Below are 22,846 nucleotides of genomic sequence, written 5' to 3' on the forward strand. Positions count from 1 at the left end.
CCCCATCCAGCATGCGGTCAAATACCCAGAATTCCCTTGGCATCGTTCAGTGTCTCCACGGATTGGTCATGCTCGCCATCGTTGTGATATTGCTCACCTTGCTGGCGTAGTTCGCGAACCTTCTCGAGCTGACCCTCGTCGAGTTCGGCAACCACGGCTTCATCGGCCAGTGCCTCGTCGATTTCCCCCATCAACGAGGGGCACATGTGGGCCCAGGCCGGTGACATGAACAGCATGAGCGCAAGTGCGGCAAACAGTTTTTTGATCATTTTCCATCCTCCCTGCGGTGGTAGTAGGACGTTCGATCCCAAGCACATTGACTCACTGGCCATATCGCCGTCGCATTGATGAGGCGATGGCTCAGGCAGCGTCCAACCCGCTGAAGTATAGTTCCAAGTAGAGAAAACGGCTTTTGCCGTGCTCTCATCGTTACGCCGATCGATCGACTCATGTCGGCTTGGCGTCTTGGCCGAACTCTGGGACGATTCCTATTCCTAAATATAATGATTGGCTGGCGAGGAGCGAATTACCGATGCCTGATGCACGCCGCTTCATTGAATTGCCAGGCCCTGTGCGCATGTATCGTGGTGGCGAACTGCCATCCGTGACCATTGCCTATGAGACCTGGGGCGAGCTTCGCGGCCAGGGCGACAACGCGCTGCTACTGTTCACTGGATTGTCGCCCAGCGCACACGCGGCGTCCTCGATGGCTGATCCATCACCTGGCTGGTGGGAATATATGATCGGGCCGGGCAAGCCCATCGACACCGAGCGGTTCTTCGTCATTGCCATCAACTCGCTCGGCAGTTGCTTCGGTTCCACCGGCCCTGCTTCGATCAATCCGGCTACCGGGCAACCCTATCGACTCGACTTCCCCAAGCTTTCGGTGGAGGACATCGTGGCGGCCGCACGCGGCGCGTGCCGTGCCCTTGGCATCGACCATGTACACACCGTGGCCGGCGCTTCGCTAGGCGGTATGGACGCGCTCGCCTACGCCGTCATGTATCCAGGCACCTACCGCGACATCATCAGTATCTCGGCGGCTGCCCATGCGACCCCGTTCACCATTGCCCTGCGCTCCATTCAACGCGAGGCGGTACGTGCCGACCCGGCCTGGGCCGGTGGCAACTACGCACCGGGCGAGGGCCCGAAAGATGGCATGCGTGTGGCACGCCAACTCGGCATTCTCACTTACCGTTCCGCCGAGGAGTGGTTACAGCGCTTCGATCGTGAACGACTCGAAGGCTCAGACGACAGCGCGAACCCGTTCGCGATGGCGTTCCAGGTACAGTCCTATATGGAGGCGAACGCACGTAAATTCGCCGACAGGTTCGATGCCAACTGCTATCTCTATCTGTCGCAGGCAATGGATCTGTTCGACATGGCCGAGCACGGCGACGGCTCGCTGGAGGCCGCTGTCCGACGAATCGATGCGAAGCGTGCGCTGGTTGCCGGTGTGACGACCGACTGGCTGTTCCCGCTGTGGCAGCAGCGGCAGGTCGCCGAATTGCTGGAGCATGCCGGGGTAGCCGTCAGCTACCACGAACTCGGCTCGATTCAGGGGCATGATGCCTTCCTGGTCGATAGCGAACGCTTCGCGCCGATGGTGGCGGAGTTTCTAGCGCATAGTTCCTGAACCCCAAGCTCAGCCGATGGCGGCGACTCCTGCCTTGGCGATCTGCACGTCCTGATCCGGCTTGACGCCGGAAACGCCCACGGTGCCAGCGACCTGGCCATCGACCAATACCGGCACGCCGCCGGAGAGCATGCCCGAGAGCGGAGCGGAGAGGAACGCGTTGCGGCCGCCGTTGATCATCTCTTCGAAGGCCTGCGTCTCGCGGGCGCCGAGGGCGGAACTACGTGCCTTCTCGGTGGCCACGCTTGGGGTCATCGGTGCAGCGCCATCGAGGCGGCGCAGGCCGAGAAGATGGCCGCCATCGTCGGCCACGGCGATGGTCACTGCCCAACCATTGGCCTCGGCTTCCTGCTGCGCGGCATCGAGGATGGCGTTGACGTCGGCGAGGGTGAGTACGGTTTTGGTTTTCATTGTGGTGCTCCTTGGTTGATATTGGCTTCGGGCTTCGGGCTTCGGGCTTCGGGCTTCGGGCTTCGGGCTTCGGGCTTCGGGCTACGGGCTGCTCGTAGCCCGAGGCTCGTTGCTCGTAGCTGGTGTCAATGCCTCATCGACGATTTCGATCCAATGCCTGACGGGCGTTCTACCGGCACCGGCGAGATGGGTCTGACAGCCGATATTGGCGGTGACGATCAATTCTGGATCGCCGGCTTCCAGGGCGTCGAGCTTGTTGTCACGCAACTGGGTCGCCAGTTCCGGCTGGGTGATCGAGTAGGTGCCCGCTGAGCCGCAGCATAGATGGGCATCCTGTACTGGTGTCAGCGAGAACCCTAACTGCGTCAATACAGCTTCCACGGCACCACTGAGCTTCTGGGCATGTTGCAGGGTACAGGGGCAGTGAAAAGCCAGTCGTTTGCTCTCTTTGATGGCCAGGGCGTCGAGATCCTCGCCGCGTAGGACTTCCACCAGGTCCTTGGCCAGCTCGCTGATGCGCTTGGCCTTTTCGGCGTAGTCAGGGTCGTCGGCGAGCATTTCGCCGTACTCCTTGACGAAGGCACCGCAGCCGCTGGCGGTTTGCACGATGGCCTCACAGCCGTTCTCCACGTGCGGCCACCAGGCATCGATATTGGCGCGCATGCGGGCGCGGCCATCGTTCTGGGCATTCAAGTGATAGTCGATGGCGCCGCAGCAACCGGCTTCCGGCGCCGGGGTCAGGCCGATGCCCAGCCGGTCGAGCACCCGAGCGGTGGCGGCATTGGTGTTGGGTGACAGACCCGGTTGCACGCAGCCTTCGAGAATCAGCATCTGACGGGTGTGGCGCTTACCATCCGGGCGCTTGCCGGCATCCACCGGCGCTAGCGGCATCTTGTCCCTGAGCGTGCCGGGCACCAGCGGTCGGAAGGTCAGTCCCAGCTTGAGCAGTGCCTGGAAACGCTTGGGGTCGACCAGTGCCTTGCGTAACCCATAGAGCAACGCGCGTTCGCTGGCCTTGCGTGGCACCCGACGTTCGATCTCGGCGCGGCCGATGTCGAGCAGCTTGTGGTATTCGACACCGGAGGGACAGGTGGTTTCGCAGTTGCGGCAGGTCAGACAACGATCCAGGTGCAGTCGGGTCTCCTCGGTGACCTGGTCGTCGTCGTCACGGCTCTCCAGTAGTTCCTTCATCAGGTAGATGCGCCCGCGTGGGCCGTCCCGCTCGTCACCCAGTAACTGATAGGTGGGGCAGGTGGCGTTGCAGAACCCGCAGTGCACGCAGGTGCGCAGTACTCGGTCCGCCTCGCGGATGTGCGGCTTCTTGAGGTCTTCCTCGGTGAAATGGGTCTGCATGTCTTAGAGCTCCGCGTACAATCGGCCGGGATTGAAGATCCCATGGGGATCGAGCTCGGCCTTGAGATTGCGGTGATATTTGGCGACCACCGGCGCTAGCGGTGTGAATGGCTCGATGCAGCCTCCCTCTTCGTAAGGGGTGTAGCAGGTGGCGTGACCGCCGGCGCGGATTGCCGCGTCACGAATGGTGTCGGCCGAAGCCTCGCTTCGCAGCCAGCGCTGGGCGCCCGCCCAGTCGTAGACGGTGTCTCCTTCGATCTTCAACTCGGGGATATGGTTGGGCAGCGACAGCCGCCATAGCGGACGGGTATCGTCACTGGAGAAAAACGCCAGGCGTTGTTCGCGCAGATCGATCCAGAAACCGTTGTCGAGGTCGTCACCGCCCAGGTGCTCACGAGTCGCAGCCACCGAGCTGGGGCCGCCTTCCAGGCGCAGATGCAGGGCGCCGTCATACCAGGCGGCAGCTGTCACGGGAAGTGGCTGCCGGCCCCATTCGGCGAGTTTGTCCAGCGCCTCTTGCAGTGGCATTTCCAGGCGCAGGCTGTGGTGGGCGCCCGGCTTGGGCAATACCTTTAGCGAGACTTCGGTCAGTACGCCCAACGTTCCTTGGGCACCGACCATCAGGCGCGACAGGTCATAGCCGGCAACGTTCTTCATTACCTCACCACCGAAGCGCAGCTCCTTGCCTTCGAAGGTGATCACCTTCGAACCAAGCACGAAGTCGCGCACCGCGCCGGCCCAAGGACGCCGTGGTCCGGATAGGCCGGTGGCGATCATGCCGCCGACGGTGGCGGCTTCGCCGAAGTGAGGCGGTTCGCAGCCGAGCATCTGGCCCTCAGCATCCAGCGCTGCCTCGAGTTCCATCAGTGGGGTCCCGGCGCGTACCGAAACGATCAGCTCCACTGGGTCATAGTGGCGAATTCCACGATGCGCCAGGGTGGAGAGCGTCTCGCCTTCCACTCGGCGGCCGTAGAAGGCCTTGGTATCGCCGCCGACGATCTTGAGCGGCGTCTTGTCACGATGGGCCTGGCGCACGCGTTCGCAAAGCGCCTCGGCCATGTCTTGATCGTTCTGCTGTGTCACGGTCATGGTTATCTCTTAAAAGCGCGGCAATTCCGGAAACGGCAGCTCGTTGTTATGCACATGCATGGCGCCGAACTCGGCGCAGCGCTGCAGCGTGGGGATGTTCTTGCCCGGGTTGAGTAGACGATGCTTGTCGAAAGCCGCCTTCACCGCGTGGAAGACGGTAATTTCGTCGGGCTGGAACTGGGCGCACATCTGGTTGATCTTCTCGCGTCCCACGCCGTGCTCGCCGGTGATGCTGCCGCCGGCCTCCACGCACAGTTCGAGGATCTTGCCGCCGACCTCTTCGGCCAGTTCCAGTTCACCAGGCTTGTTGGCATCGAACAGGATCAACGGGTGCATATTGCCGTCGCCAGCATGGAAGACATTGGCCACTGGCAGGCCGGATTCTTCGGACAGCGCCGCGATGCCCTTGAGCACGTGCGGCAGCTCGCGACGAGGAATGGTGCCGTCCATGCAGTAGTAGTCCGGTGACATGCGGCCCACGGCGGGGAAGGCATTCTTGCGCCCGGCCCAGAATTTGGCACGTTCGGCGTCGTCGTGGGCCTGGCGGATATCGGTAGCACCGGCAGCCTCGAGCACGCCACGTACCGTGGCACAGTCGTCGTCGACATCGGCTTCCACGCCATCGAGCTCGCACAACAGGATGGCTTCGGCTTCCACCGGATAACCGGCCTTGACGAAGTCCTCGGCGGCCTGGATCGCCAGCTTGTCCATCATCTCCAGCCCACCGGGGATGATACCGGCAGCGATGATGTCGCCAACCGCCTTGCCGGCCTTCTCGATGTCGTCGAAGCTGGCCATCAGTACCTTGGCGGTCTCGGGCTTGGGCAGCAGCTTGACGGTGACTTCGGTGACCACACCCAGCATGCCTTCGGAACCGGTGAACAGGGCAAGCAGATCGAAGCCGGGGGAGTCGAAGGCCTCCGAGCCGAGTGTCATGCGCTCGCCCTCGATGGTGATCACCTCGACCTCGAGCACGTTGTGCACGGTCAGGCCGTACTTCAGACAGTGCACGCCGCCGGCGTTCTCGGCCACGTTGCCGCCAATCGAGCAGGCGATCTGTGACGAGGGGTCTGGTGCGTAGTAGAGCCCGTAAGGCGCGGCAGCCTCGGAGATGGCCAGGTTGCGCACCCCAGGCTGGACGCGGGCGATGCGTGCCTTGGGATCGAGCTCGAGGATCTGCTTGAAGCGCGACATCACCAGCAGCACACCTTGCTCCAACGGTAGTGCACCACCTGAGAGACCGGTACCGGCGCCCCGGGTAACCACTGGTACGCCCAGCGAATGGCAGGTCTTGAGCAAGGTTTCGACCTGGTCGAGGGTATGCGGCAGCGCGACCAGCATCGGTAGTACCCGATAGGCGGACAAACCATCACATTCGAAGGGGCGCAGATCCTCTTCGCGGTGCAGTAGGGTCATGTCTGGCAGCGCCTGGCTGAGCGTCGCCAACACCTGCTGTTTGTCGTTGTCCGGCAACTCACCGTCGAGTTGCGCGTCGTAGAGGATATTCATGTCATGTCCTCTCTAAGCGATGAGACAGGTCTTGTCTGCTGTTATTTGGATGGTGCCAACAATCTGCGCGTTCGAGGCTTACCTGTCCAGTCTGTGGTGCACTGGTCTGACCAGTTGTTTTGCGTTATTGTGGAAAGTATTTCCAATTTACACTCTTGAGATTCGAATGAAAGGGCTAAACTGAAAATGTTGCCTCCAGGCGAACGCATCGTGACCGCACGCACACCCGATACCGTGGCCGCCCAGCTCGAGCAACTGATCCTCGATGGAGTCTTCCGGCCCGGACAGCTGCTTCCTTCCGAGCGGCGTCTGTGCGACCGGTTGGACGTGTCGCGCTCCTCGCTGCGTGAGGGACTGCGCATCTTGCGTAGCAAGGGCATTATCGAAACTCGTCAGGGCAGGGGGTCGGTCGTTGCCCAGCTAGTACCGCCGCGTGACGATAATCCGCTGATGCACCTGTTCCGCGATCATCCGCGCACCCTCTACGATCTGCTGGAAGTTCGTGCCCTGCTCGAAGGCGAATCGGCGCGTCTGGCGGCCAGCCGTGGCACCCCGACGGATCGAGTGCTGATCACGCGCCGTTACGACGAGATGGCCGACTACGTGGCCAAGGCGGGCGCGGACAGTATCGATGTCGAGCGTCTGGCCCGCCTCGACCACGCGTTCCATTTGGCGATCTGCCAGGCCTCGCACAATCCGGTGCTCGTGCATACGCTGCAGAGCCTGACCGACCTGCTGCTGAGCTCGGTCTTCGCCTCGGTGAAGCATCTCTACCATCGTCCACGCTCGCGCGAGATGCTCAATCGCCAGCATGCGCGTTTGCATCGTGCGGTGATCGAAGGCAAGCCGGAGCTGGCGCGGCGCGTAGCGCTGGAACACCTGTCGAGTATCGGTGAGAGCCTGCGCGAGATCGACGCCGAAGATCGCCGGCTGGAGCGCTCGGCGATGCGGCTGGAGGAGTGGGAGTGAGTGTTTAGCGGCGTCCTCGAAGCCAGTTCAGGAATTGGCAGCGCTGGGAGAGGCTTCTTCCTCAATAACGCCGGAAAGCGAGGCGACCTCGAGTTTGTTGCACAGGTGGTCGCGCAGGATCTGTCCGAGCAGGGGCCCGTCGCGTTTCTTTAGGGCCGCGATCATGTTCTCGTGATCCTCGACCGCTTGGCGCCAGAAGGTATCGGTCATCTGCTTGGAGTAACGCACGCGTTTCACGCGTTGGCTCAGATTGTTGTACATCTCCTGAAGCACCTCGTTGTTGGAGGCGGCCAGGATACTTTCGTGAATCTGTTGATTGACCTGGAAGTATTCCTGCAATTCCCGTTTGCGATAGTGATCGAGCATGCGCTCGTGCAACCCGCAGATCTTGTCTATCTCCTTGTCGCTGATGTGCTGGCAGGCCAGCTCTCCCGATAGCCCTTCCAGCGCACTCATCAGGTCATAGGTGTCCTTGACCATCTTTAGGGTCAGGCGCATCACCCGAGCGCCACGATTGGGCAAGAGTTCGACCAATCCTTCCGAGGCCAGTACCTTCAGCGCTTCACGCAACGGAGTGCGCGATACCCCAAAACTCTCGCAAAGCTCCTTCTCGGAGATGCGCTCGCCGGGCATCAATTCGCCGCGCTCGATCAGGTCACGAACACGGTCTGCCACTTCACGGTAAAGGTTTCGGTGCTGAATCTTGCTCATGATCAGGTTCCTTTGATGTGGGCGCTGTGTGCCACTCCCGTGTTGCCTTAGAGGGTGTTTACAAACTACTGCGCTAGGTCATGCTGCGTTGAAATCAGCCTTAAAATGCTCATTTACAACCTCGTAAACTCCGCTTTTTCGGCTGATTTCGCCTTGCCTGACCGTCGCTCGTCACATTTGTAAACCCTCTTGCCGCTGCTGAAATATTCACCTTGCCGGTGGTGAGCTTGCCATTGTCATTTGGTGGTATTATGAATTCAAAATGCTAAAAGGTATAGCCACCCGTTCCACAAGAACACATCGACAATCACAGGAGTTCCCATGGCAGGCAAGGTTTTCCGTTGTAGCGTACAACTTTCACGCCTCCAGGGCAGGGCGATCCTCGACGGCGCTTTTGCCAAGGCTCAGGAAGAGGAGATGGAGCCGCTAAGTGTGGTCGTGCTGGATAGCGGTGGGAATATCGTGGCGGCCGAGCGTGAAGATGGATGTGCACCGCTAAGGATACCGGTTGCTCGGGGCAAGGCCTTTGCCGCGCTTGGCAATGGCGCTGCCAGTGGCGTGGTGGGTGAACGTAATGCCGAGCGTCCCGCGTTTCTGGCCAGTGTGGCGGCGGCGTCGGGAGGCCAGTTCATCCCGGTGGCGGGCGGCGTGTTGATTCTGGATGACGGTGAACGGGTCATTGGTGCCGTAGGGGTCAGTGGCGCGTCTTCCGCCGAGGATGAAAGTGCGGCCATTGCCGGTATCGAAGCCGCTGGTCTGGCTTGGGGGCTAGAGCCGGATTGATTTCGATGTGCTTCAGAGGTCATGACCATGTACTGGCCATGGCCTCTGGTTCTCATGCCCTTTTCCTACCTCCTCACATTCCTCTCTCCCTGCTTTTTACTGCAACCAACTGATCTGGAAGTCTTCTTCCGGACTCGTCAAAGCGCCGAGACTAAAGTTTAATACCTAATTCTTAATTTTGAATTCAAATTGAGGCGGTGAGGTTGGAACGCAGAATATCCCGACCTGAAAGTCCGGCCTGTCCGCAGGCTGTCTTTCGCGATGGAGTACGCCATCGCGGGTAACCTCTCCCGATGGCGAAATCGATACAAAAACAAGCCCGAAGTGGAGTTCAGCATGAAATTCCTCAAGACAGCTCTTGCCGCGACCGTCGTGGCACTCGGAGTCCACGCCACTACTGCCAGTGCCCAAGAAATCGAGATCAAGTTCGGTCATGTAGGGGGGCCAGGCTCCCTGTTCGAAAAATCCGCCAACGAATTCGCCCGCCTGGCCAACGAACGCCTCGAAGGAAAGGCAGAAGTGGTGACCTACGGCTCCAGCCAGTTGGGTACCGATGCCCAACTGCTCAATAAGCTCAAGCTCGGTACGGTGGACCTGGCACTGCCGTCGTCGATCATGAGCAGCGTGGCGCCCGAGTTCTCTCTGTTCGAAATGCCCTATCTCGTCGAGGATCGCGATCACATGCGGCGGATACGGGATGAGGTACTGAGAGATGTCTTCTACGATGCGGCCGAAAGCAAGAATTACCGCATCATCGGCATCTGGGAGAACGGTTTCCGCCAGATCACCAACAACGTCAGGCCGATCAACGAGCCTGCCGACCTCGAAGGGATCAAGTTGAGGACCCCGAATGGCGTTTGGCGCGTGGACATGTTCAAGACCTACGGCGCCAATCCGGCACCGATGGCACTCTCCGAAGCATTCGTGGCGCTACAGACGGGAGCCATGGATGGGCAGGAGAACCCCTTGGTGCAGATCTACTCCCAGCGCTTCCAGGAAGTGCAGGACTATCTCTCCCTTTCCAATCACGTCTACACCCCGGCCTATGTGTTGGCAGGGGCGAGCTGGAGCCGCTTGCCCGAGGATGTACAGCAGGTGCTGATCGAGACCGCCGAGGAAGTCGAGGCGTATGCCCTGCAACAGGGCGCCATGCTCGACGATAACCTCCTCGCCAAATTCGAAGAGGCTGGGATGGAGATCAACGAGGTGGATACCCAGGCCTTCGTCGACGGCTCCTCCGTGATCTACGAACGGTTTGCCGGCGAAGTCGAGGGTGGCCAGGAACTCCTGGAGCGAGTGGACGAGCTGCGCTAGGAATCGTGTAGCCCAGCTTCCTATGGGGCATGTCTCATGAATGGCGCCGCCGTTACGAGGCATGTCCATCCCTCAACTTTTCAGGAGATGAACATCGTGTCCTTGCGTAATGTCAAGGCTGCCTACCAGAGGCTGCTGGAAGTCATTGTTTTCCTGAACATGCTGGCGCTGTCACTGGTTGTCATCGTCGGCTTCATGTCGCGCCTGCTGGGCTCACCGTTCAGTTGGTACGACGAGGTCGCCTCCATCGGTCTCGCCTGGCTCACCTATTACGGGGCAGCCCTGGCGGCGGCGAAGGGAGCGCACATCACTTGCCCCAGCATCATCAACATGGCGTCTCCGCGTATTCGGCTGCCTGTAGCGTTGCTGGCCGTGGCCATCACCATCGCGTTCTTCGTGCTGCTCGGCTACACGGGATGGCAGGTCGTGATGATCCTGGAGGGATCGACCCTGGTGAGCCTGACCAGTATCCCCTTGCAGCTGACCCAATCGGTCATTCCCATCGGTGCTGCACTGTTCATCATCGCCGAGTTGCTGCGTCTACCGGAGGTGATCGAAAGTGCCCGCGGTGCGGGGTTCGTGGATCACGAGTTGGAAGAGGCGGGCATCAACCCTGACGATATCCACGCGACAGGACCGGACGGGATCAAGATTCCCGACCGTGCCTGACGGACATCAGAGAACCATCAGGAGCATAGGAAATGATCATTCTATCGATGTTCGTTGGGCTGATTCTGCTGATCTTGATCAACGTGCCGGTCGCAATTGCCCTGGGAATCGTCGGTGCGCTGGCGACCGTCGCCAGCTTCGGCACCTTGGCTCTACCCAACGTGGGTATGGTGATGTTCGATGGTGCCACCAAGTTTCCCTTGATCGCGATTCCGCTCTTCATCCTGGCCGGCGCCATCATGAACGCGTCGAGTATTTCTCGCCGCCTGATCGATCTAGCCATGGCCATGGTGGGTTTCATCAAGGGCGGCCTGTCCATGGTGACGATCGGGGCATCCATCTTCTTTGCCGAAATATCCGGATCGGCCGTGGCGGGGGTATCGGCCATTGGCAGCATTCTGATCCCGGCAATGCGCAAGAAGGGATACTCGAAGGAATTCTCCGCTGCCATCTCATCGTCGGCTGCCAGTCTTGCCATCATCCTTCCGCCTTCCATTCCCATGATTCTCTATGCCGTCATGTCCGGGGAGTCGGTGGTGAAGATGTTCATCGCCGGGATATTCCCTGGCTTGCTCGGGGCGATGGGCTTGGCCGCCATGTGCTACTACCTGGCGAGGAAGCATGGTTTTCCCTCGGAAGGGAAATTCCAGGCGATGCGGCTATGGGAGGCGTTCAAGAATGCCATCTGGGCCCTGCTGATCCCGGTCATCATCCTGGGCGGTATCTTCGGCGGTATCGTTACCGCGACCGAAGGCGCGGCATTGGCAGTGGTCGTCGCCATCTTCATCAGCGCCGTGATCTACCGGGAATTCAATCTGAAGATCTTCTACAAGTCGTGCATCGATGCTGGTGTTCAGACAGCGGTGGTCATGCTGCTGGTGGCCAGTTCAGCAGTGGTGGGGTTGTACCTGACGGAGACGCAGATTCCCCAGCAACTGGCGAACTCCATCAGCGATCTGACCAGCAACAAGTACATCATTCTGGCGCTGCTTAACATCATCTTCCTGATTCTCGGCATCTTCCTGCACTCGGCGGCCGCCATCATCCTGGTGGTGCCTATCGTGCTGCCGCTGGTCGTCGAAGTGGGTATCGACCCGCTGCATTTCGGTCTGATCGTGACGCTGAACCTGGCCATCGGGCAGCAGACGCCGCCGGTGGCAAGCGTATTGATCGCGTCATGTTCGATCGCACGCTCGGATATCTGGGCCACGACTCGTACCAACCTGTGGTTCATCGGCGTGCTGTTCGCGATCCTGATGATCAATACCTACATCCCGGACTTCGCCCTGGCTCTCGTCAACCTGATCTATGGCTGATTGGAGCGGTGCTGACGGCAACCCATGCCGACAGCATTGTCGTGAAAACGGAGAAGCTAAATGAGCAATGACAGTCTCTTGTACGAAGAGAAGAATGGCGTGGCCTGGATCGGTTTCAACCGTCCTCAAAGCCGTAACGCCATGACCTGGGCCATGTACGACGCGCTCGAAGAACGCTGCGATCGACTTGTCGAGGACGATGGCGTTCACGCCGTGGTGCTCTATGGCGTCGGTGGCGAAGCCTTCGTGGCAGGCACCGACATTACCCAGTTCACCCACTTCTCGGAGCCGCATGATGCCATCGACTACGAGCGGCGCATCGATCAGGTCGTCGGTAAGCTCGAATCGCTCGACAAACCCACCATCGCGCTGATCGAAGGGGCCTGTGTCGGCGGCGGCGCGGCGCTGGCCATGGTCTGCGACTTCCGCTACTGCACACCGTCGATGAAGTTCGGCGTACCCATCGCCCGGACCCTCGGCAATACCTTGTCGATCACCAATGTCTCGCGGCTGGTCGACATGATCGGCATCGCCCGCACCAAGGAAGTACTGATGATGGCCAAGCTGTTCGGCGCTGACGAGGCGCATCGGATCGGTCTGGTCAACGGGGTCTTCTCAGCGCAGACAATCGAGGACGAGGTGTCCGCCATCGCTGCCGAATTCGCCAAGCGTGCTCCGCTGACGGTTCAGGCCAGCAAGGCGTTGGTGGGGCGGGTTCAAGCCCATCGCAGAGCGGCTTTCGACGCCAGCGACGACTGGGTCACGACCTGCTACATGAGCCGGGATTTCAAGGCGGCCGTCGACAAGTTCGTCAACAAGACGACGTTCGAATGGGCGGGAAACTAATATACGACATCGAGAATGAACGAATGCTGCCACTCCAAAAGCTGAAAGTATTGGACGTCTCACAGATCATGGCCGGCCCTTATTGCACCATGGTGCTGGCTGATATGGGCGCGGACGTCATCAAGGTCGAGAAGCTCAAGGGCGGTGACGACAGTCGCCAGATGGGGCCTTACGTCAATGATGAGTCGACCTGCTTCTCGCAGATCAACCGCAACAAGAAAAGCATCTCGCTCAATCTTAAGGACGAGCGGGCCCGCGAGATATTCTACCGTCTGGCCGCCGATGCGGATGTGGTCGTCGAGAATTACCGGCCGGGTGTCACCCAGTCGCTCAAGATCGACTACGAGACACTCAAGGAGATCAATCCAGGCATCATCTACTGCTCGATCTCCGGTTACGGACAAACCGGCCCTTATAGCCACCGGGGTGGTTTCGATCTGGTTGCCCAGGGGATGACCGGACTGATGTCGATGACCGGTGAGAAGGGCGGGCGTCCGCTGAAGACCGGCATTGCCGTGTATGACATTGGTGCGGGTATCACGGCGGTCTATTCCATCCTCGCGGCCTATATTCACAAGATGACTAGTGGCGAAGGGCAGCACATCGACATTGCCATTGCCGAGTGCGGACTCCCCTGGTTCACCTGGGAAGCAGCGGCCTACTTTGCCGAGGGCAAGGTGCCCGAGCCAACCGGTTGGCGACATCGCGTTTCCGCTCCCTATCAGGCGATCAAGGCACGCGATGGCTACCTGATGCTTGGCTGCGCCAACCAGCGTACCTGGGAGCGTTTCTGCCAGGACGTGCTCGAACGCGAAGACTTGCTTGCCGATGAACGGTTCCTGACCAATTTCGACCGCGGCCAGCATGTCGAGGAACTGGAGGCGCTGCTCGAATCGATCATGGCCGAGCGGGATACGGCGTACTGGCTGGAACGTTGCGACAAGGCCGGTGTCCCGGCGGGTCCGATCAACGACTTCGCCGAGGCCATGCAGGACGAGCACTATCTGGCGCGTGGCATGGTGCAGGAGATGGAGCATCCGGTGATTGGCAGGATGAAGACCATTGGCTTCCCCAGCAAGTTCTCGGCGACGCCGTCGCAGATTCGCAGTCCCGCGCCATTGTTCGCTCAGCATACCGATGAAGTGTTGCTGGAGCTGGGGCTTTCAAGGGATGAGCTAGGAGCCTTGCGCGCGGATGGTTGCATCAAGTAACGCTTTTTTTAAACGAATATATTGAATTCATTATCAAAAATACAAAGAGGCGCTTCCATGCTGAAACTCGACTTTCATCCGTCCGGCCGCCACTTCCTGCAAATTCCCGGCCCCTCGCCTGTACCGGATCGTATCCTGCGTGCCATGAGCCTGCCGACCATTGACCATCGGGGACCGGAATTCGGTGCTCTTGGATTGGCGTTGCTGGACAAGATCAAGCGGATCTTCAAGACCGAAAGCCCGGTGATCATCTACCCGGCTTCCGGTACCGGTGCCTGGGAAGCGGCGCTTTCCAATACCCTTTCACCCGGTGACAAGGTGTTGATGTTCGAGACCGGCCATTTCGCCACCCTGTGGCACAAGATGGCGCGTCGCCTGGGACTCGAGCCGGAATTCATCGGTCTGCCGGGGTATGAAGGGTGGCGCCACGGGGTCCAGGCTGACATGATCGAGTCACGTCTCAAGGACGATGTTCGCCACGAGATCAAGGCGGTCTGTGTGGTGCACAACGAAACTTCCACCGGTGTGACCAGCGATATCGCCGCGGTGCGCCGGGCCATCGATGCCGCCGGGCATCCGGCGCTACTCATCGTTGACACCATTTCCGGCCTGGCTTGCGCTGATTATCGCCACGACGAGTGGGGCGTCGACGTCACCGTATCCGGTTCGCAGAAGGGGCTCATGCTGCCGCCGGGGATCAGCTTCAATGCGCTTTCCGACAAGGCGATCGCTGTTAGCCAGAAGGCACGACTGCCCAAGAGTTTCTGGGCCTGGGACGAGATTCTCGAGGCCAACAAGAACGGCTACTGGCCTTATACCCCCAATACCAATCTACTTTACGGCCTCAACGAGGCGCTCGACATGCTACTCGAAGAGGGCTTCGATCATGTGCTCGAACGCCATCAGCGTTGGGCGGCCGGGGTGCGTACCGCCGTGGAGGCATGGGGGCTCGAGATCCAGTGCCAGGATCCAACGGTCTACTCACCGGTATTGACCGGCGTGGTAATGCCAGAAGGAATCGATGCCGATGAGGTGCGACGGATCATCTACGAACGCTTCGATCTGTCGCTGGGCATGGGGCTCGGCAAGGCCAAAGGCAAGATGTTCCGCATTGGCCATCTGGGAGATTGCAATGACCTGACACTGATCGCCACCCTCGGCGGCTGTGAAGCTGGCATGAAGCTCGCCGGGGTGGCGCTCAAGGGCAGTGGGGTGACCGCTGCACTTGACTATTTCGCCAATCACCCGCTCAAGGGCGACAACTGATCCGCCGGTACCGTGCTAGGTATGGCTAAGGAGGAACAATGACGTCCTTGACTGATAACCACCACGCGCGAGATGCCAGGATCAAGCCAGTGACCGAGATGGAAGCCCGGCTCAAGCGGGAACTGGCCGGTGACGTGCTGTTCGATCATGCCTCGCGGGGGCGCTACTCGACGGACGCATCGATCTACCAGATTACACCGGTTGGCGTGGTGATTCCCCGTCATCAACGGGATCTGGGGCTTGCCCTGGAGATCGCCAGGGATGCAGGGGTGCCCGTACTGGCGCGTGGCGCTGGTACCAGCCAGTGTGGCCAGACGGTCGGCGAGGCGCTGGTGATCGACACCACGCGCCATCTCAATGGCGTGGTCGAGTTCGATGCCGAAGCACGTACCGTGGTGGTCGAACCGGGTATCGTGCTCGATCACCTCAATGCCTGGCTCAAGCCCCATGGGCTTTGGTACCCGGTGGATGTTTCCACCAGTGCTCAATGCACCATCGGTGGCATGGCCGGCAATAACTCCTGCGGCTCACGTTCGATCCGTTACGGCAATATGGTGCACAACGTGCTCGGCGTGGATGCCGTACTGCCCGATGGTAACGAGGTGGGCTTCGGCTTCGTCGACGAACTGGCCGAAGGGAGCAAGGCGCGTCATTTGGCCGACCGGGTTCGGGCGATTGCCGAGCGTGTGGGTCCCGAGATTCGCGAGCATTTCCCCAAGGTGCTGCGCCGCGTCGGTGGCTATAACCTGGATCTGTTCGATTGCCAGAACCCCAAGCCCTACGACCCGGATGGCCGGGCCAACCTGGCGCACCTGCTGGTCGGTTCCGAGGGCACGCTAGGGGTGAGTCGACGGATCAAGCTGCGGCTCTCACCTCTTCCCAAGCACAAGGTACTGGGAGTGGTGAATTTCCCCACTTTCTACCAGGCCATGGATGTCACGCAGCATATCGTCAAGCTCGATCCTTCCGCCGTGGAGTTGGTCGACCGCACCATGATCGATCTTTCACTGGAGAATCCGGCCTTTCGTCCGGTGATCGAGAAGGCCTTGATCGGTCGGCCCGACGCGGTGCTGCTGGTGGAGTTTGCAGGGCAGGATCGCGATGCCCAGCTTCAAGCGTTATCCCGTCTCAATGAGCTAATGGCCGATCTGGGCCTGCCGGGCTCTGTGGTCGACATGCCCGAGCCAGCCGAGCAGGCAGCATTGTGGAACGTGCGCAAGGCGGGACTCAACATCATGATGAGCATGAAGGGGGATGGCAAGCCGGTCTCCTTCATCGAGGACTGCGCAGTACCGCTTGAACATCTCGCTGAGTATACCGACAAGCTGACCCAGGTATTCCACCGCTACGGTACCGAAGGCACCTGGTATGCCCACGCCAGTGTGGGGACACTGCATGTACGTCCCATTCTCGATATGCGCCGCGACGGTGCGGAGAAGATGCGCGAGATCGCTGAGCAGGCCTCAGCACTCGTGCGGGAGTACAAAGGGGCCTATTCCGGCGAGCACGGCGATGGTCTGTGTCGAGGCGAATGGGTGGCCTGGCAGTTCGGCGAGACGATCAATGATGCCTTCCGGGAGATCAAGGCGCTCTTCGACCCGGAAAACCGCTTCAATCCGGGCAAGATCGTCGACACGCCGCAGATGGACGACGATCGCTATTTTCGTTTTCCCCGGCATTACAAGACGATTCCGTTGACGCCCGTATTCGACTGGTCGGCGTGGAACGTCAAACGCGATCCACTCACCGGCGAACAGAGTGCACCGGGCAGCGCTGGCGATCCCACCCATGGCCTGGCCATGGCAGTGGAGATGTGCAACAACAACGGCCATTGCCGCAAGTTCGATGCCGGTACCATGTGCCCCAGCTATCGGATCACCAAGGAGGAGCAGCACCTGACCCGCGGCCGAGCCAATACCTTGCGCCTGGTGCTTTCCGGTCAGCTGGGCGAGGAGGGGTTGGCCGGTGACGATGTGAAGGAGGTGCTGGATCTGTGTGTGTCCTGCAAGGGTTGCAAGCGCGACTGCCCGACGGGCGTCGACATGGCCAAGTTCAAGATCGAGGCGCGGGCCGCTCGAGTGAGCGCCAAGGGGTTGTCACTGCGCGATCGCTTCGTCGGTGAACTGCCGCGCTATGCGCCTTGGGCCTCACGCTTTTCGAGCTTGGTGAACGCCACGGAGCGGGTGCCGTTCATTGCCAGCCGCATCAAGCGGGGGTTGGGTCTTGCTCCACAGCGTACCTTGCCGACCTTCCATGGCAATTTCCTGGGTGAGTCACATGCTACTCAGGGCAACACCACCCGTGAGGTGATGCTGTTCGTCGATACCTTCAACAACTATATGGAGGGCGATAATGCACGAGCAGCCAAGCGTGTGCTCGAGGCTGCCGGTTACCGTGTACATCTCAATGTCCGAAAGGGAGAGCGACCACTGTGCTGTGGACGCACCTATCTCTCCTCGGGCCAGTTCGACAGGGCAAAGAGGGAGGCACGTCGCACGCTGGACCACCTGATGCCCTATGTGGATCGTGGTGTGGCCATCGTCGGGCTCGAGCCATCGTGTCTGCTCACCATGCGCGACGAGTTCCTGCAGTACGGGTTCGGCGATGAAGCCAAGAGACTGTCGGACGCGGCCTACCTGTTCGAGGAATTCCTGGTCAAGGCACGAGCCGCCGATGAGTTGCCCTTGGAACTCAAGCCAGTTGGGCACAGGCGTGCCATGCTGCATGGGCACTGCCATCAGAAGGCCTTCGATGCCGTGCGCCCTGTCGAGCAGGTATTGAGATGGATTCCTGGCCTCGAGGTCACGACCATCGAATCCTCCTGCTGTGGCATGGCGGGCAGCTTCGGCTATGAGGTCGAACACTACGAAGCCTCCATGCAGATGGCCGAGCTGTCGCTCCTGCCGGCGATTCGTGAGTCGGACAACGACGCTGTGCTGGTGGCCGACGGGACCAGCTGTCGGCACCAAATTCATGATGGTAGTGGCCGCGAGGCGATTCACGTGGCCAGGCTCCTGGAGCAGGCGTTGGCTTGAACCATGGTCCATTGTTGGGAAGGGGCTTGAGAGGGTCGCAAGGCTCTCTCTTTTTTATTGGCATGACGTTTCTATCGGCACGACGAGGCCTCGGCAAGGGGCGCCGGAGATTTGGGATGACAACATGATGATCGATCTACGCAGCGATACCGTGACACGGCCGACACCTGGCATGCGTGAGGCGATGCTCGACGCACCGGTAGGCGACGATGTGTGGGGTGACGACCCCAGTGTGGCAGCGCTCGAGGCTATACTCGCTGAACGCGCCGGCTACCCATCGGCGCTGTTCTTCCCTTCCGGCACACAGAGCAACCTGGCGGCCTTGATGTCGCATTGTGGGCGAGGCGATGAATTCATCGCCGGACAGTACTCGCACATCTACCGTGACGAGGGCGGAGGAGCGGCAGTACTCGGCGGCATCCAGCCGCAGCCCATCGAGCAGGACGCGAATGGCTGTCTACCACTCGATAAGGTGGAGGCGGCCGTCAAGGGCGAGGATATTCACCATGCCCGTACGCGGCTGATCGCCTTGGAGAATACCTTTCGCGGCAAGGTACTGTCTCAAGACCATGTCGAGCGCCTGGTGAATTTTGCCGCCGAACATGGCTTGGCGACACACCTGGATGGCGCCCGTCTGTTCAATGCTTGTGTCGAGACAGGACAGCCCTTGTCAGCCCTATGTACTGGATTCGATTCCGTATCGGTGTGTTTTTCAAAGGGACTGGGGGCACCGGTCGGTTCGCTATTGATGGGTGGCGAGGCATTCATTGCCCAAGCGCGTCGCTGGCGCAAGACATTGGGAGGTGGAATGCGCCAGGCCGGCATTCTGGCCGCCGGATGTCGCTATGCCTTGGAGCATCAGGTCGAACGCCTTGCCGATGATCACCGCCATGCCCGGCTACTGGCTGAGGGGCTATCGCAGATCGACGAGGTCGAGGTGCTGGCCTGTGATACCAATATGGTTTTCATCGAGATTCCGGAGTGCCATCGAGAAGAACTGAAGATATTTCTTCAGATGCAGGGAGTGTTGATTGCGGTCTCGACACGCCTTCGCCTGGTGACCCACCTGGATGTCCGTGAGGACGATATCCGATACGTCATACGCTGCATAGGCGACTATTTTGCCGGGCAGCGAGTTTGAGAGGAGGGTCGCAGAGACTACGGCGATCTATCGAGATGGTGGTGCGCGATGCCCGCAGCCGTTCGGCCGCGGGCATCGAGGCCGTGAGCCATCTCAGCCCAACTGCATCAGGGCATCGCTGATGCCAAACCCATAGAAGGCGATCAACGCAATGATGCCGGTGAAGATGACGTAATAGAGCGTCGGCAGGATGGTCTTGCGCAACGTCGTTCCCTCACGTCCCAACAGGCCAACTGTCGCCGAGGCCGCCACCACGTTGTGGATGGCGATCATGTTGCCCGCCGCGGCACCTACCGCCTGTAGAGCTACCATCATTGCCGTGGACAGCCCGAGTTGCTGGGCCACGTTGAACTGGAAGTCGGACAGCATCAGGTTGGACACGGTGTTGGAGCCAGCAATGAAGGCACCCAAACCGCCCACGGCCGGGGCGAAGAACGGGTAGATGCTGCCTACGCTATCCGCCACGGCTTGTGCCATGGCCACTGGCATGGATACCAGGTCGGCGGCATTGATGCCCGAGTTGATCAGGATCCGCACCATGGGGATGGTGAAGATCAGCACGAAACCAGCACCAAGAATGGTCTTGGTCGACTCGCCAAAGGCCTCCTTGACTTCGCCCGTGCGCATGCGGTGCAGACCGATGGTCAGCAGCACCACGATCAGCAGGATACCGCCTGGCAGATAGAGGGGTTCGATACTGCCGGATACTCCGGCTTCGCCGAGGATATTGCTCCAGCCAACACTCAATGAGGTCAGCGCGCTCTTCACCGGTTCCACGGTGCGTGAGATCACCAGCAGCACCGCCAGCAACACGTAGGGAACCCAGCCCATGAAGGTCGAGATGGGAGCCTTGCCGACGACCTCGTCCATCTTGATCTCGAGCTTGCCGATCCATTCGTCCGGCCAGGACGTGCTTTCCGGGAAATCCCAGACATCCTTGGGTATCAGGAAACCCTTGCGCGCTGCCGGCACGACGATGGCCAGGCCAACCATAGCGCCGATCATCGACGGGAATTCCGGTCCCAACAGTACCCCTGCCAGCATGTAGGGCACCACGAAGCAGATGCCGGCAAAGATCGCGAACGGTGCGATCGACAGGCCTTCCTTCCAGGAGCGGTTGGCCCCGAAGAAGCGCACCATGATCAGCACCAGGATCAACGGCATCAGAATGCCCACGATGCCGTGCACGATGGCCACTTCCGCAGCGATCAAACGGAAGTACTCCAGCCATGAGGCGCCTCCGGCCGTCAGTTGCTCGGTGATGCCGGCTTGATTGATGCCACCCGAGACACCAACCACGATCGGCGTGCCCACGGCGCCGAACGACACCGGTGTGGATTGGATCATCATACCCACCACCACGGCAGCCAGTGCCGGGAAGCCCAGCGCCACCATCAAGGGAGCAGCCACCGCCGCTGGCGTTCCGAAGCCCGAGGCCCCTTCGATAAAACAGCCGAACAGCCAGGCAACGATGATCGCTTGTACGCGCCGGTCGGGGCTGATGCCCGAGAAACCATTGCGAATCGCCTTGATGCCACCGGAGTGCTTCAAGGTGTTGAGCAGCAGAATGGCGCCGAAAATGATCCACAGGATCGATACCGTGAGGATCAAGCCTTGGAAGGTCGAAGCAACGACCCGATTGAAACTCATCTCCCAGCCGAACAAGGCGATTAGTGCGGTGACGATGAACACGATGGGCATGGCCACCTTGGCGGCCATACGAAACCCGATCAACAGCACGCCTGCCAACACCAATGGCAGGAAGGCGAGCAGTGGGAGCAACGTGGAATCCATGAAACGAACGTCCTCTTGTCGTTATCAGCGAGTGTTTAGCGAGAGCACGATAATCGGAGTAGCCTAGGCTTGGCTATATCTGGATAATTGGTATTACCAATTATGAATTATTCGGAAAATATGGGATAACTCGTTATATTTAAAATGCTTTCATGCGTACATGGGGCTGAGAAACGAGGTGAATGAAAGAGCGGAGTTCGACTAATGGACAAGGACTTGGACCGAAGCCTTGCTGTCATGCTGGGGTATGAGGGAACGGGCCCAACGGCTGAGATGTCCGACTGATGACGCGAGGAGGCGATATGACCAGACGACTATATGACTTATGCGGTATCGACGAAGAGCTGCGCTTTTCGCCCTATTGTTGGCGTGTCAAGTACGCCTTGGCACACAAGGGGCTTGATTACGAGACACAGCCTTGGCACTTCACCGACAAGCAGGAACTGGCTTTCGCCAACCATGACAAGGTCCCGGTACTCGTCGACGGCGATGAGGTGGTTACCGAAAGCTACGAGATTTTGCATTACCTTGATCGCGTCTATCCCGACAGGCCGCTGTTGGGCGATACCCAGGCCGAGGCCCGGGCGCGTTTCTTCAAGTTCTATGCCGAGCGCTCGCTGGCACCTGGCATGATGCGCACCATCATCATGGATCTGCTCAACGCCATACATCCCAAGGATCGCGATTATTTTCGCGAGACGCGGGAGAAGCGCTTTGGACGTACTCTCGAAGAGTTCCACTCACCAGCCAAAGGTCTGTCCCAGCTCGATCAGGCACTGGAGCCATTGCGAGGCCTATTGGGCGAGAGCAATTTCGTCGATGGCGATGCCCCAGCAGCGGCAGATTACCTATTGTTTGGCCCCTTCATGTGGGCGCGTATCGTGTCCACCGCGGACCTGGTTTCCAATGCCGACCCAGTCTATGCCTGGATGGAACGCATGCTCGACCTGCATGGCGGTTTGGGGCGCAGTGCCATGCGCATCGTCGATATAGAAGGAGCCTACGACGCTTGATAGTCCGCTATGTCGGGGAATGTGTAATGTTGTCGGGATAAGAGACACGGGAGGTTGTTATGATCGATCTTTACTACTGGACGACACCCAACGGCCACAAGATCACGATCTTCCTCGAGGAAGCGGGTCTCGAATACCATATCCGGCCGGTCAATATCGGTCGCGGTCAGCAGTTCGCGCCGGAGTTCCTGGAAATTGCCCCCAACAACCGCATTCCGGCCATCGTCGACCAGACGCCTATGGATGGCGGTCAACCGCTGCCTCTGTTCGAATCGGGAGCCATTCTCGAGTACCTGGCCGACAAGACCGGCAAGTTCCTGCCCAAGACCGGGCGTGAGCGCTACGTGACCCTGCAGTGGCTCTACTGGCAGATGGCGAATCTGGGGCCCATGGCTGGACAGAACCATCATTTCCGCAATTACGCGCCGGAGAAGATCGAATACGCCATCGAGCGCTATGTGCGAGAGACTGCCCGGCTCTATGGGGTGCTCGACAAACGCCTCGACGATCATGAATTCGTCGGTGGTGTGGATTATTCGATTGCCGATATGGCGATCTGGCCGTGGATTCGCTCCCACGACAACCAAGGTCAGGATCTCGAGGATTATCCCAATCTGCAGCGCTGGTTCCGTGCCATCGAAGATCGCTCCGCGGTCAAGCGCGCGATTGCACGAGCAGAAGAGGTCAATCCCAAGGATGGCGTGGAAATGGACGATGAAGCGCGCCGTTATCTGTTCGGGCGGGAGTGACGTTATTTTCCCTTTGCAGTAACACGAATCG

The 22,846-nt window shown here is 59.8% G+C and carries 20 protein-coding genes; 13 read left to right on the top strand and 7 right to left on the bottom strand.

Translation table 11 applies throughout. From position 1 onward, the window contains the following. Nucleotides 1-17: 17 nt before the first annotated feature. Complete coding sequence (locus L861_RS15895; protein WP_016417652.1) at nt 18-269, bottom strand: PA2433 domain-containing protein; 252 nt, start codon at nt 267-269, stop codon at nt 18-20. A gap of 263 nt (nt 270-532) precedes the next feature. Between L861_RS15895 and metX the strand changes: the two genes are divergently transcribed. Continuing rightward, nucleotides 533-1,636 carry a homoserine O-acetyltransferase MetX gene (gene metX / locus L861_RS15900; RefSeq protein ID WP_016417653.1) on the top strand — a complete coding sequence of 368 codons (1,104 nt, stop codon included), beginning with the start codon at nt 533-535 and terminating at the stop codon, nt 1,634-1,636. A gap of 9 nt (nt 1,637-1,645) precedes the next feature. Here metX and L861_RS15905 read toward each other — a convergent pair whose 3' ends face one another. The 4 genes from L861_RS15905 to glcD all read right to left on the bottom strand — a co-directional run bounded on the left by L861_RS15905 (nt 1,646) and on the right by glcD (nt 5,998). After that, nucleotides 1,646-2,047, bottom strand: coding sequence for a GlcG/HbpS family heme-binding protein (locus L861_RS15905; protein ID WP_016417654.1), 402 nt, complete (start codon nt 2,045-2,047; stop codon nt 1,646-1,648). Nucleotides 2,048-2,128: 81 nt separating this feature from the next. Next, entirely contained in the window at nt 2,129-3,400 is a 1,272-nt protein-coding gene (glcF, locus tag L861_RS15910) for a glycolate oxidase subunit GlcF (RefSeq protein WP_016417655.1), read from the bottom strand. A gap of 3 nt (nt 3,401-3,403) precedes the next feature. Then, a complete protein-coding gene (gene glcE, locus L861_RS15915; RefSeq protein ID WP_016417656.1) occupies nt 3,404-4,489 on the bottom strand; it encodes a glycolate oxidase subunit GlcE in 1,086 nt (361 codons plus the stop codon). A gap of 9 nt (nt 4,490-4,498) precedes the next feature. Then, entirely contained in the window at nt 4,499-5,998 is a 1,500-nt protein-coding gene (gene glcD / locus L861_RS15920; RefSeq protein ID WP_016417657.1) for a glycolate oxidase subunit GlcD, read from the bottom strand. Between the two features lie 186 nt (nt 5,999-6,184). On the opposite strand from glcD, the gene glcC reads away from it, so the two are divergent. Further along, complete coding sequence (gene glcC, locus L861_RS15925) at nt 6,185-6,967, top strand: transcriptional regulator GlcC (protein ID WP_016417658.1); 783 nt, start codon at nt 6,185-6,187, stop codon at nt 6,965-6,967. Between the two features lie 27 nt (nt 6,968-6,994). Here glcC and L861_RS15930 read toward each other — a convergent pair whose 3' ends face one another. Then, a complete protein-coding gene (locus tag L861_RS15930; protein ID WP_016417659.1) occupies nt 6,995-7,678 on the bottom strand; it encodes a GntR family transcriptional regulator in 684 nt (227 codons plus the stop codon). Between the two features lie 321 nt (nt 7,679-7,999). Here L861_RS15930 and L861_RS15935 point away from each other — a divergent pair, with 321 nt between their 5' ends. The 9 genes from L861_RS15935 to ltaE all read left to right on the top strand — a co-directional run bounded on the left by L861_RS15935 (nt 8,000) and on the right by ltaE (nt 19,259). Then, nucleotides 8,000-8,461 (top strand): GlcG/HbpS family heme-binding protein, encoded by a 462-nt coding sequence (locus L861_RS15935; RefSeq protein WP_016417660.1) that lies wholly within the window; start codon nt 8,000-8,002, stop codon nt 8,459-8,461. A gap of 336 nt (nt 8,462-8,797) precedes the next feature. Then, a complete protein-coding gene (locus L861_RS15940) occupies nt 8,798-9,775 on the top strand; it encodes a TRAP transporter substrate-binding protein (RefSeq protein ID WP_016417661.1) in 978 nt (325 codons plus the stop codon). An 87-nt stretch (nt 9,776-9,862) separates the two neighbouring features. After that, nucleotides 9,863-10,444, top strand: a complete 582-nt coding sequence (locus L861_RS15945; protein WP_016417662.1) for a TRAP transporter small permease — start codon at nt 9,863-9,865, stop codon at nt 10,442-10,444. Between the two features lie 32 nt (nt 10,445-10,476). After that, nucleotides 10,477-11,760: a TRAP transporter large permease gene (locus L861_RS15950; protein WP_016417663.1), complete on the top strand. Its 1,284-nt coding sequence runs from the start codon at nt 10,477-10,479 to the stop codon at nt 11,758-11,760. 60 nt (nt 11,761-11,820) lie between these two features. Beyond that, nucleotides 11,821-12,606 carry an enoyl-CoA hydratase/isomerase family protein gene (locus L861_RS15955; RefSeq protein WP_016417664.1) on the top strand — a complete coding sequence of 262 codons (786 nt, stop codon included), beginning with the start codon at nt 11,821-11,823 and terminating at the stop codon, nt 12,604-12,606. A 23-nt stretch (nt 12,607-12,629) separates the two neighbouring features. Next, entirely contained in the window at nt 12,630-13,817 is a 1,188-nt protein-coding gene (locus L861_RS15960; protein WP_016417665.1) for a CaiB/BaiF CoA transferase family protein, read from the top strand. A 57-nt stretch (nt 13,818-13,874) separates the two neighbouring features. After that, entirely contained in the window at nt 13,875-15,083 is a 1,209-nt protein-coding gene (locus tag L861_RS15965) for a pyridoxal-phosphate-dependent aminotransferase family protein (RefSeq protein WP_016417666.1), read from the top strand. A 38-nt stretch (nt 15,084-15,121) separates the two neighbouring features. Further along, nucleotides 15,122-18,118 (top strand): FAD-binding and (Fe-S)-binding domain-containing protein, encoded by a 2,997-nt coding sequence (locus L861_RS15970; RefSeq protein WP_016417667.1) that lies wholly within the window; start codon nt 15,122-15,124, stop codon nt 18,116-18,118. Nucleotides 18,119-18,245: 127 nt separating this feature from the next. Next, entirely contained in the window at nt 18,246-19,259 is a 1,014-nt protein-coding gene (gene ltaE, locus L861_RS15975) for a low-specificity L-threonine aldolase (RefSeq protein WP_027948081.1), read from the top strand. Nucleotides 19,260-19,352: 93 nt separating this feature from the next. Here ltaE and L861_RS15980 read toward each other — a convergent pair whose 3' ends face one another. Next, nucleotides 19,353-21,053 (bottom strand): L-lactate permease, encoded by a 1,701-nt coding sequence (locus L861_RS15980; RefSeq protein ID WP_016417669.1) that lies wholly within the window; start codon nt 21,051-21,053, stop codon nt 19,353-19,355. A 302-nt stretch (nt 21,054-21,355) separates the two neighbouring features. Between L861_RS15980 and L861_RS15985 the strand changes: the two genes are divergently transcribed. Together L861_RS15985 and L861_RS15990 are read left to right on the top strand one after the other, a co-directional pair. Next, nucleotides 21,356-22,066 (top strand): glutathione S-transferase N-terminal domain-containing protein, encoded by a 711-nt coding sequence (locus L861_RS15985; RefSeq protein WP_016417670.1) that lies wholly within the window; start codon nt 21,356-21,358, stop codon nt 22,064-22,066. A gap of 59 nt (nt 22,067-22,125) precedes the next feature. Next, a complete protein-coding gene (locus L861_RS15990; RefSeq protein WP_016417671.1) occupies nt 22,126-22,815 on the top strand; it encodes a glutathione S-transferase N-terminal domain-containing protein in 690 nt (229 codons plus the stop codon). Nucleotides 22,816-22,846: the final 31 nt, after the last annotated feature.

This window comes from Litchfieldella anticariensis FP35 = DSM 16096, assembly GCF_000409775.1.
GTDB classification, from domain to species: domain Bacteria; phylum Pseudomonadota; class Gammaproteobacteria; order Pseudomonadales; family Halomonadaceae; genus Litchfieldella; species Litchfieldella anticariensis.

Coding starts and splice junctions, on each gene's coding strand:
- L861_RS15895 (WP_016417652.1), bottom strand. CDS start 269: ATGATCAAAAAACTGTTTGCCGCACTTGCGCTCATGCTGTTCATGTCA.
- metX (WP_016417653.1), top strand. CDS start 533: ATGCCTGATGCACGCCGCTTCATTGAATTGCCAGGCCCTGTGCGCATG.
- L861_RS15905 (WP_016417654.1), bottom strand. CDS start 2,047: ATGAAAACCAAAACCGTACTCACCCTCGCCGACGTCAACGCCATCCTC.
- glcF (WP_016417655.1), bottom strand. CDS start 3,400: ATGCAGACCCATTTCACCGAGGAAGACCTCAAGAAGCCGCACATCCGC.
- glcE (WP_016417656.1), bottom strand. CDS start 4,489: ATGACCGTGACACAGCAGAACGATCAAGACATGGCCGAGGCGCTTTGC.
- glcD (WP_016417657.1), bottom strand. CDS start 5,998: ATGAATATCCTCTACGACGCGCAACTCGACGGTGAGTTGCCGGACAAC.
- glcC (WP_016417658.1), top strand. CDS start 6,185: ATGTTGCCTCCAGGCGAACGCATCGTGACCGCACGCACACCCGATACC.
- L861_RS15930 (WP_016417659.1), bottom strand. CDS start 7,678: ATGAGCAAGATTCAGCACCGAAACCTTTACCGTGAAGTGGCAGACCGT.
- L861_RS15935 (WP_016417660.1), top strand. CDS start 8,000: ATGGCAGGCAAGGTTTTCCGTTGTAGCGTACAACTTTCACGCCTCCAG.
- L861_RS15940 (WP_016417661.1), top strand. CDS start 8,798: ATGAAATTCCTCAAGACAGCTCTTGCCGCGACCGTCGTGGCACTCGGA.
- L861_RS15945 (WP_016417662.1), top strand. CDS start 9,863: ATGAACATCGTGTCCTTGCGTAATGTCAAGGCTGCCTACCAGAGGCTG.
- L861_RS15950 (WP_016417663.1), top strand. CDS start 10,477: ATGATCATTCTATCGATGTTCGTTGGGCTGATTCTGCTGATCTTGATC.
- L861_RS15955 (WP_016417664.1), top strand. CDS start 11,821: ATGAGCAATGACAGTCTCTTGTACGAAGAGAAGAATGGCGTGGCCTGG.
- L861_RS15960 (WP_016417665.1), top strand. CDS start 12,630: ATGCTGCCACTCCAAAAGCTGAAAGTATTGGACGTCTCACAGATCATG.
- L861_RS15965 (WP_016417666.1), top strand. CDS start 13,875: ATGCTGAAACTCGACTTTCATCCGTCCGGCCGCCACTTCCTGCAAATT.
- L861_RS15970 (WP_016417667.1), top strand. CDS start 15,122: ATGACGTCCTTGACTGATAACCACCACGCGCGAGATGCCAGGATCAAG.
- ltaE (WP_027948081.1), top strand. CDS start 18,246: ATGATCGATCTACGCAGCGATACCGTGACACGGCCGACACCTGGCATG.
- L861_RS15980 (WP_016417669.1), bottom strand. CDS start 21,053: ATGGATTCCACGTTGCTCCCACTGCTCGCCTTCCTGCCATTGGTGTTG.
- L861_RS15985 (WP_016417670.1), top strand. CDS start 21,356: ATGACCAGACGACTATATGACTTATGCGGTATCGACGAAGAGCTGCGC.
- L861_RS15990 (WP_016417671.1), top strand. CDS start 22,126: ATGATCGATCTTTACTACTGGACGACACCCAACGGCCACAAGATCACG.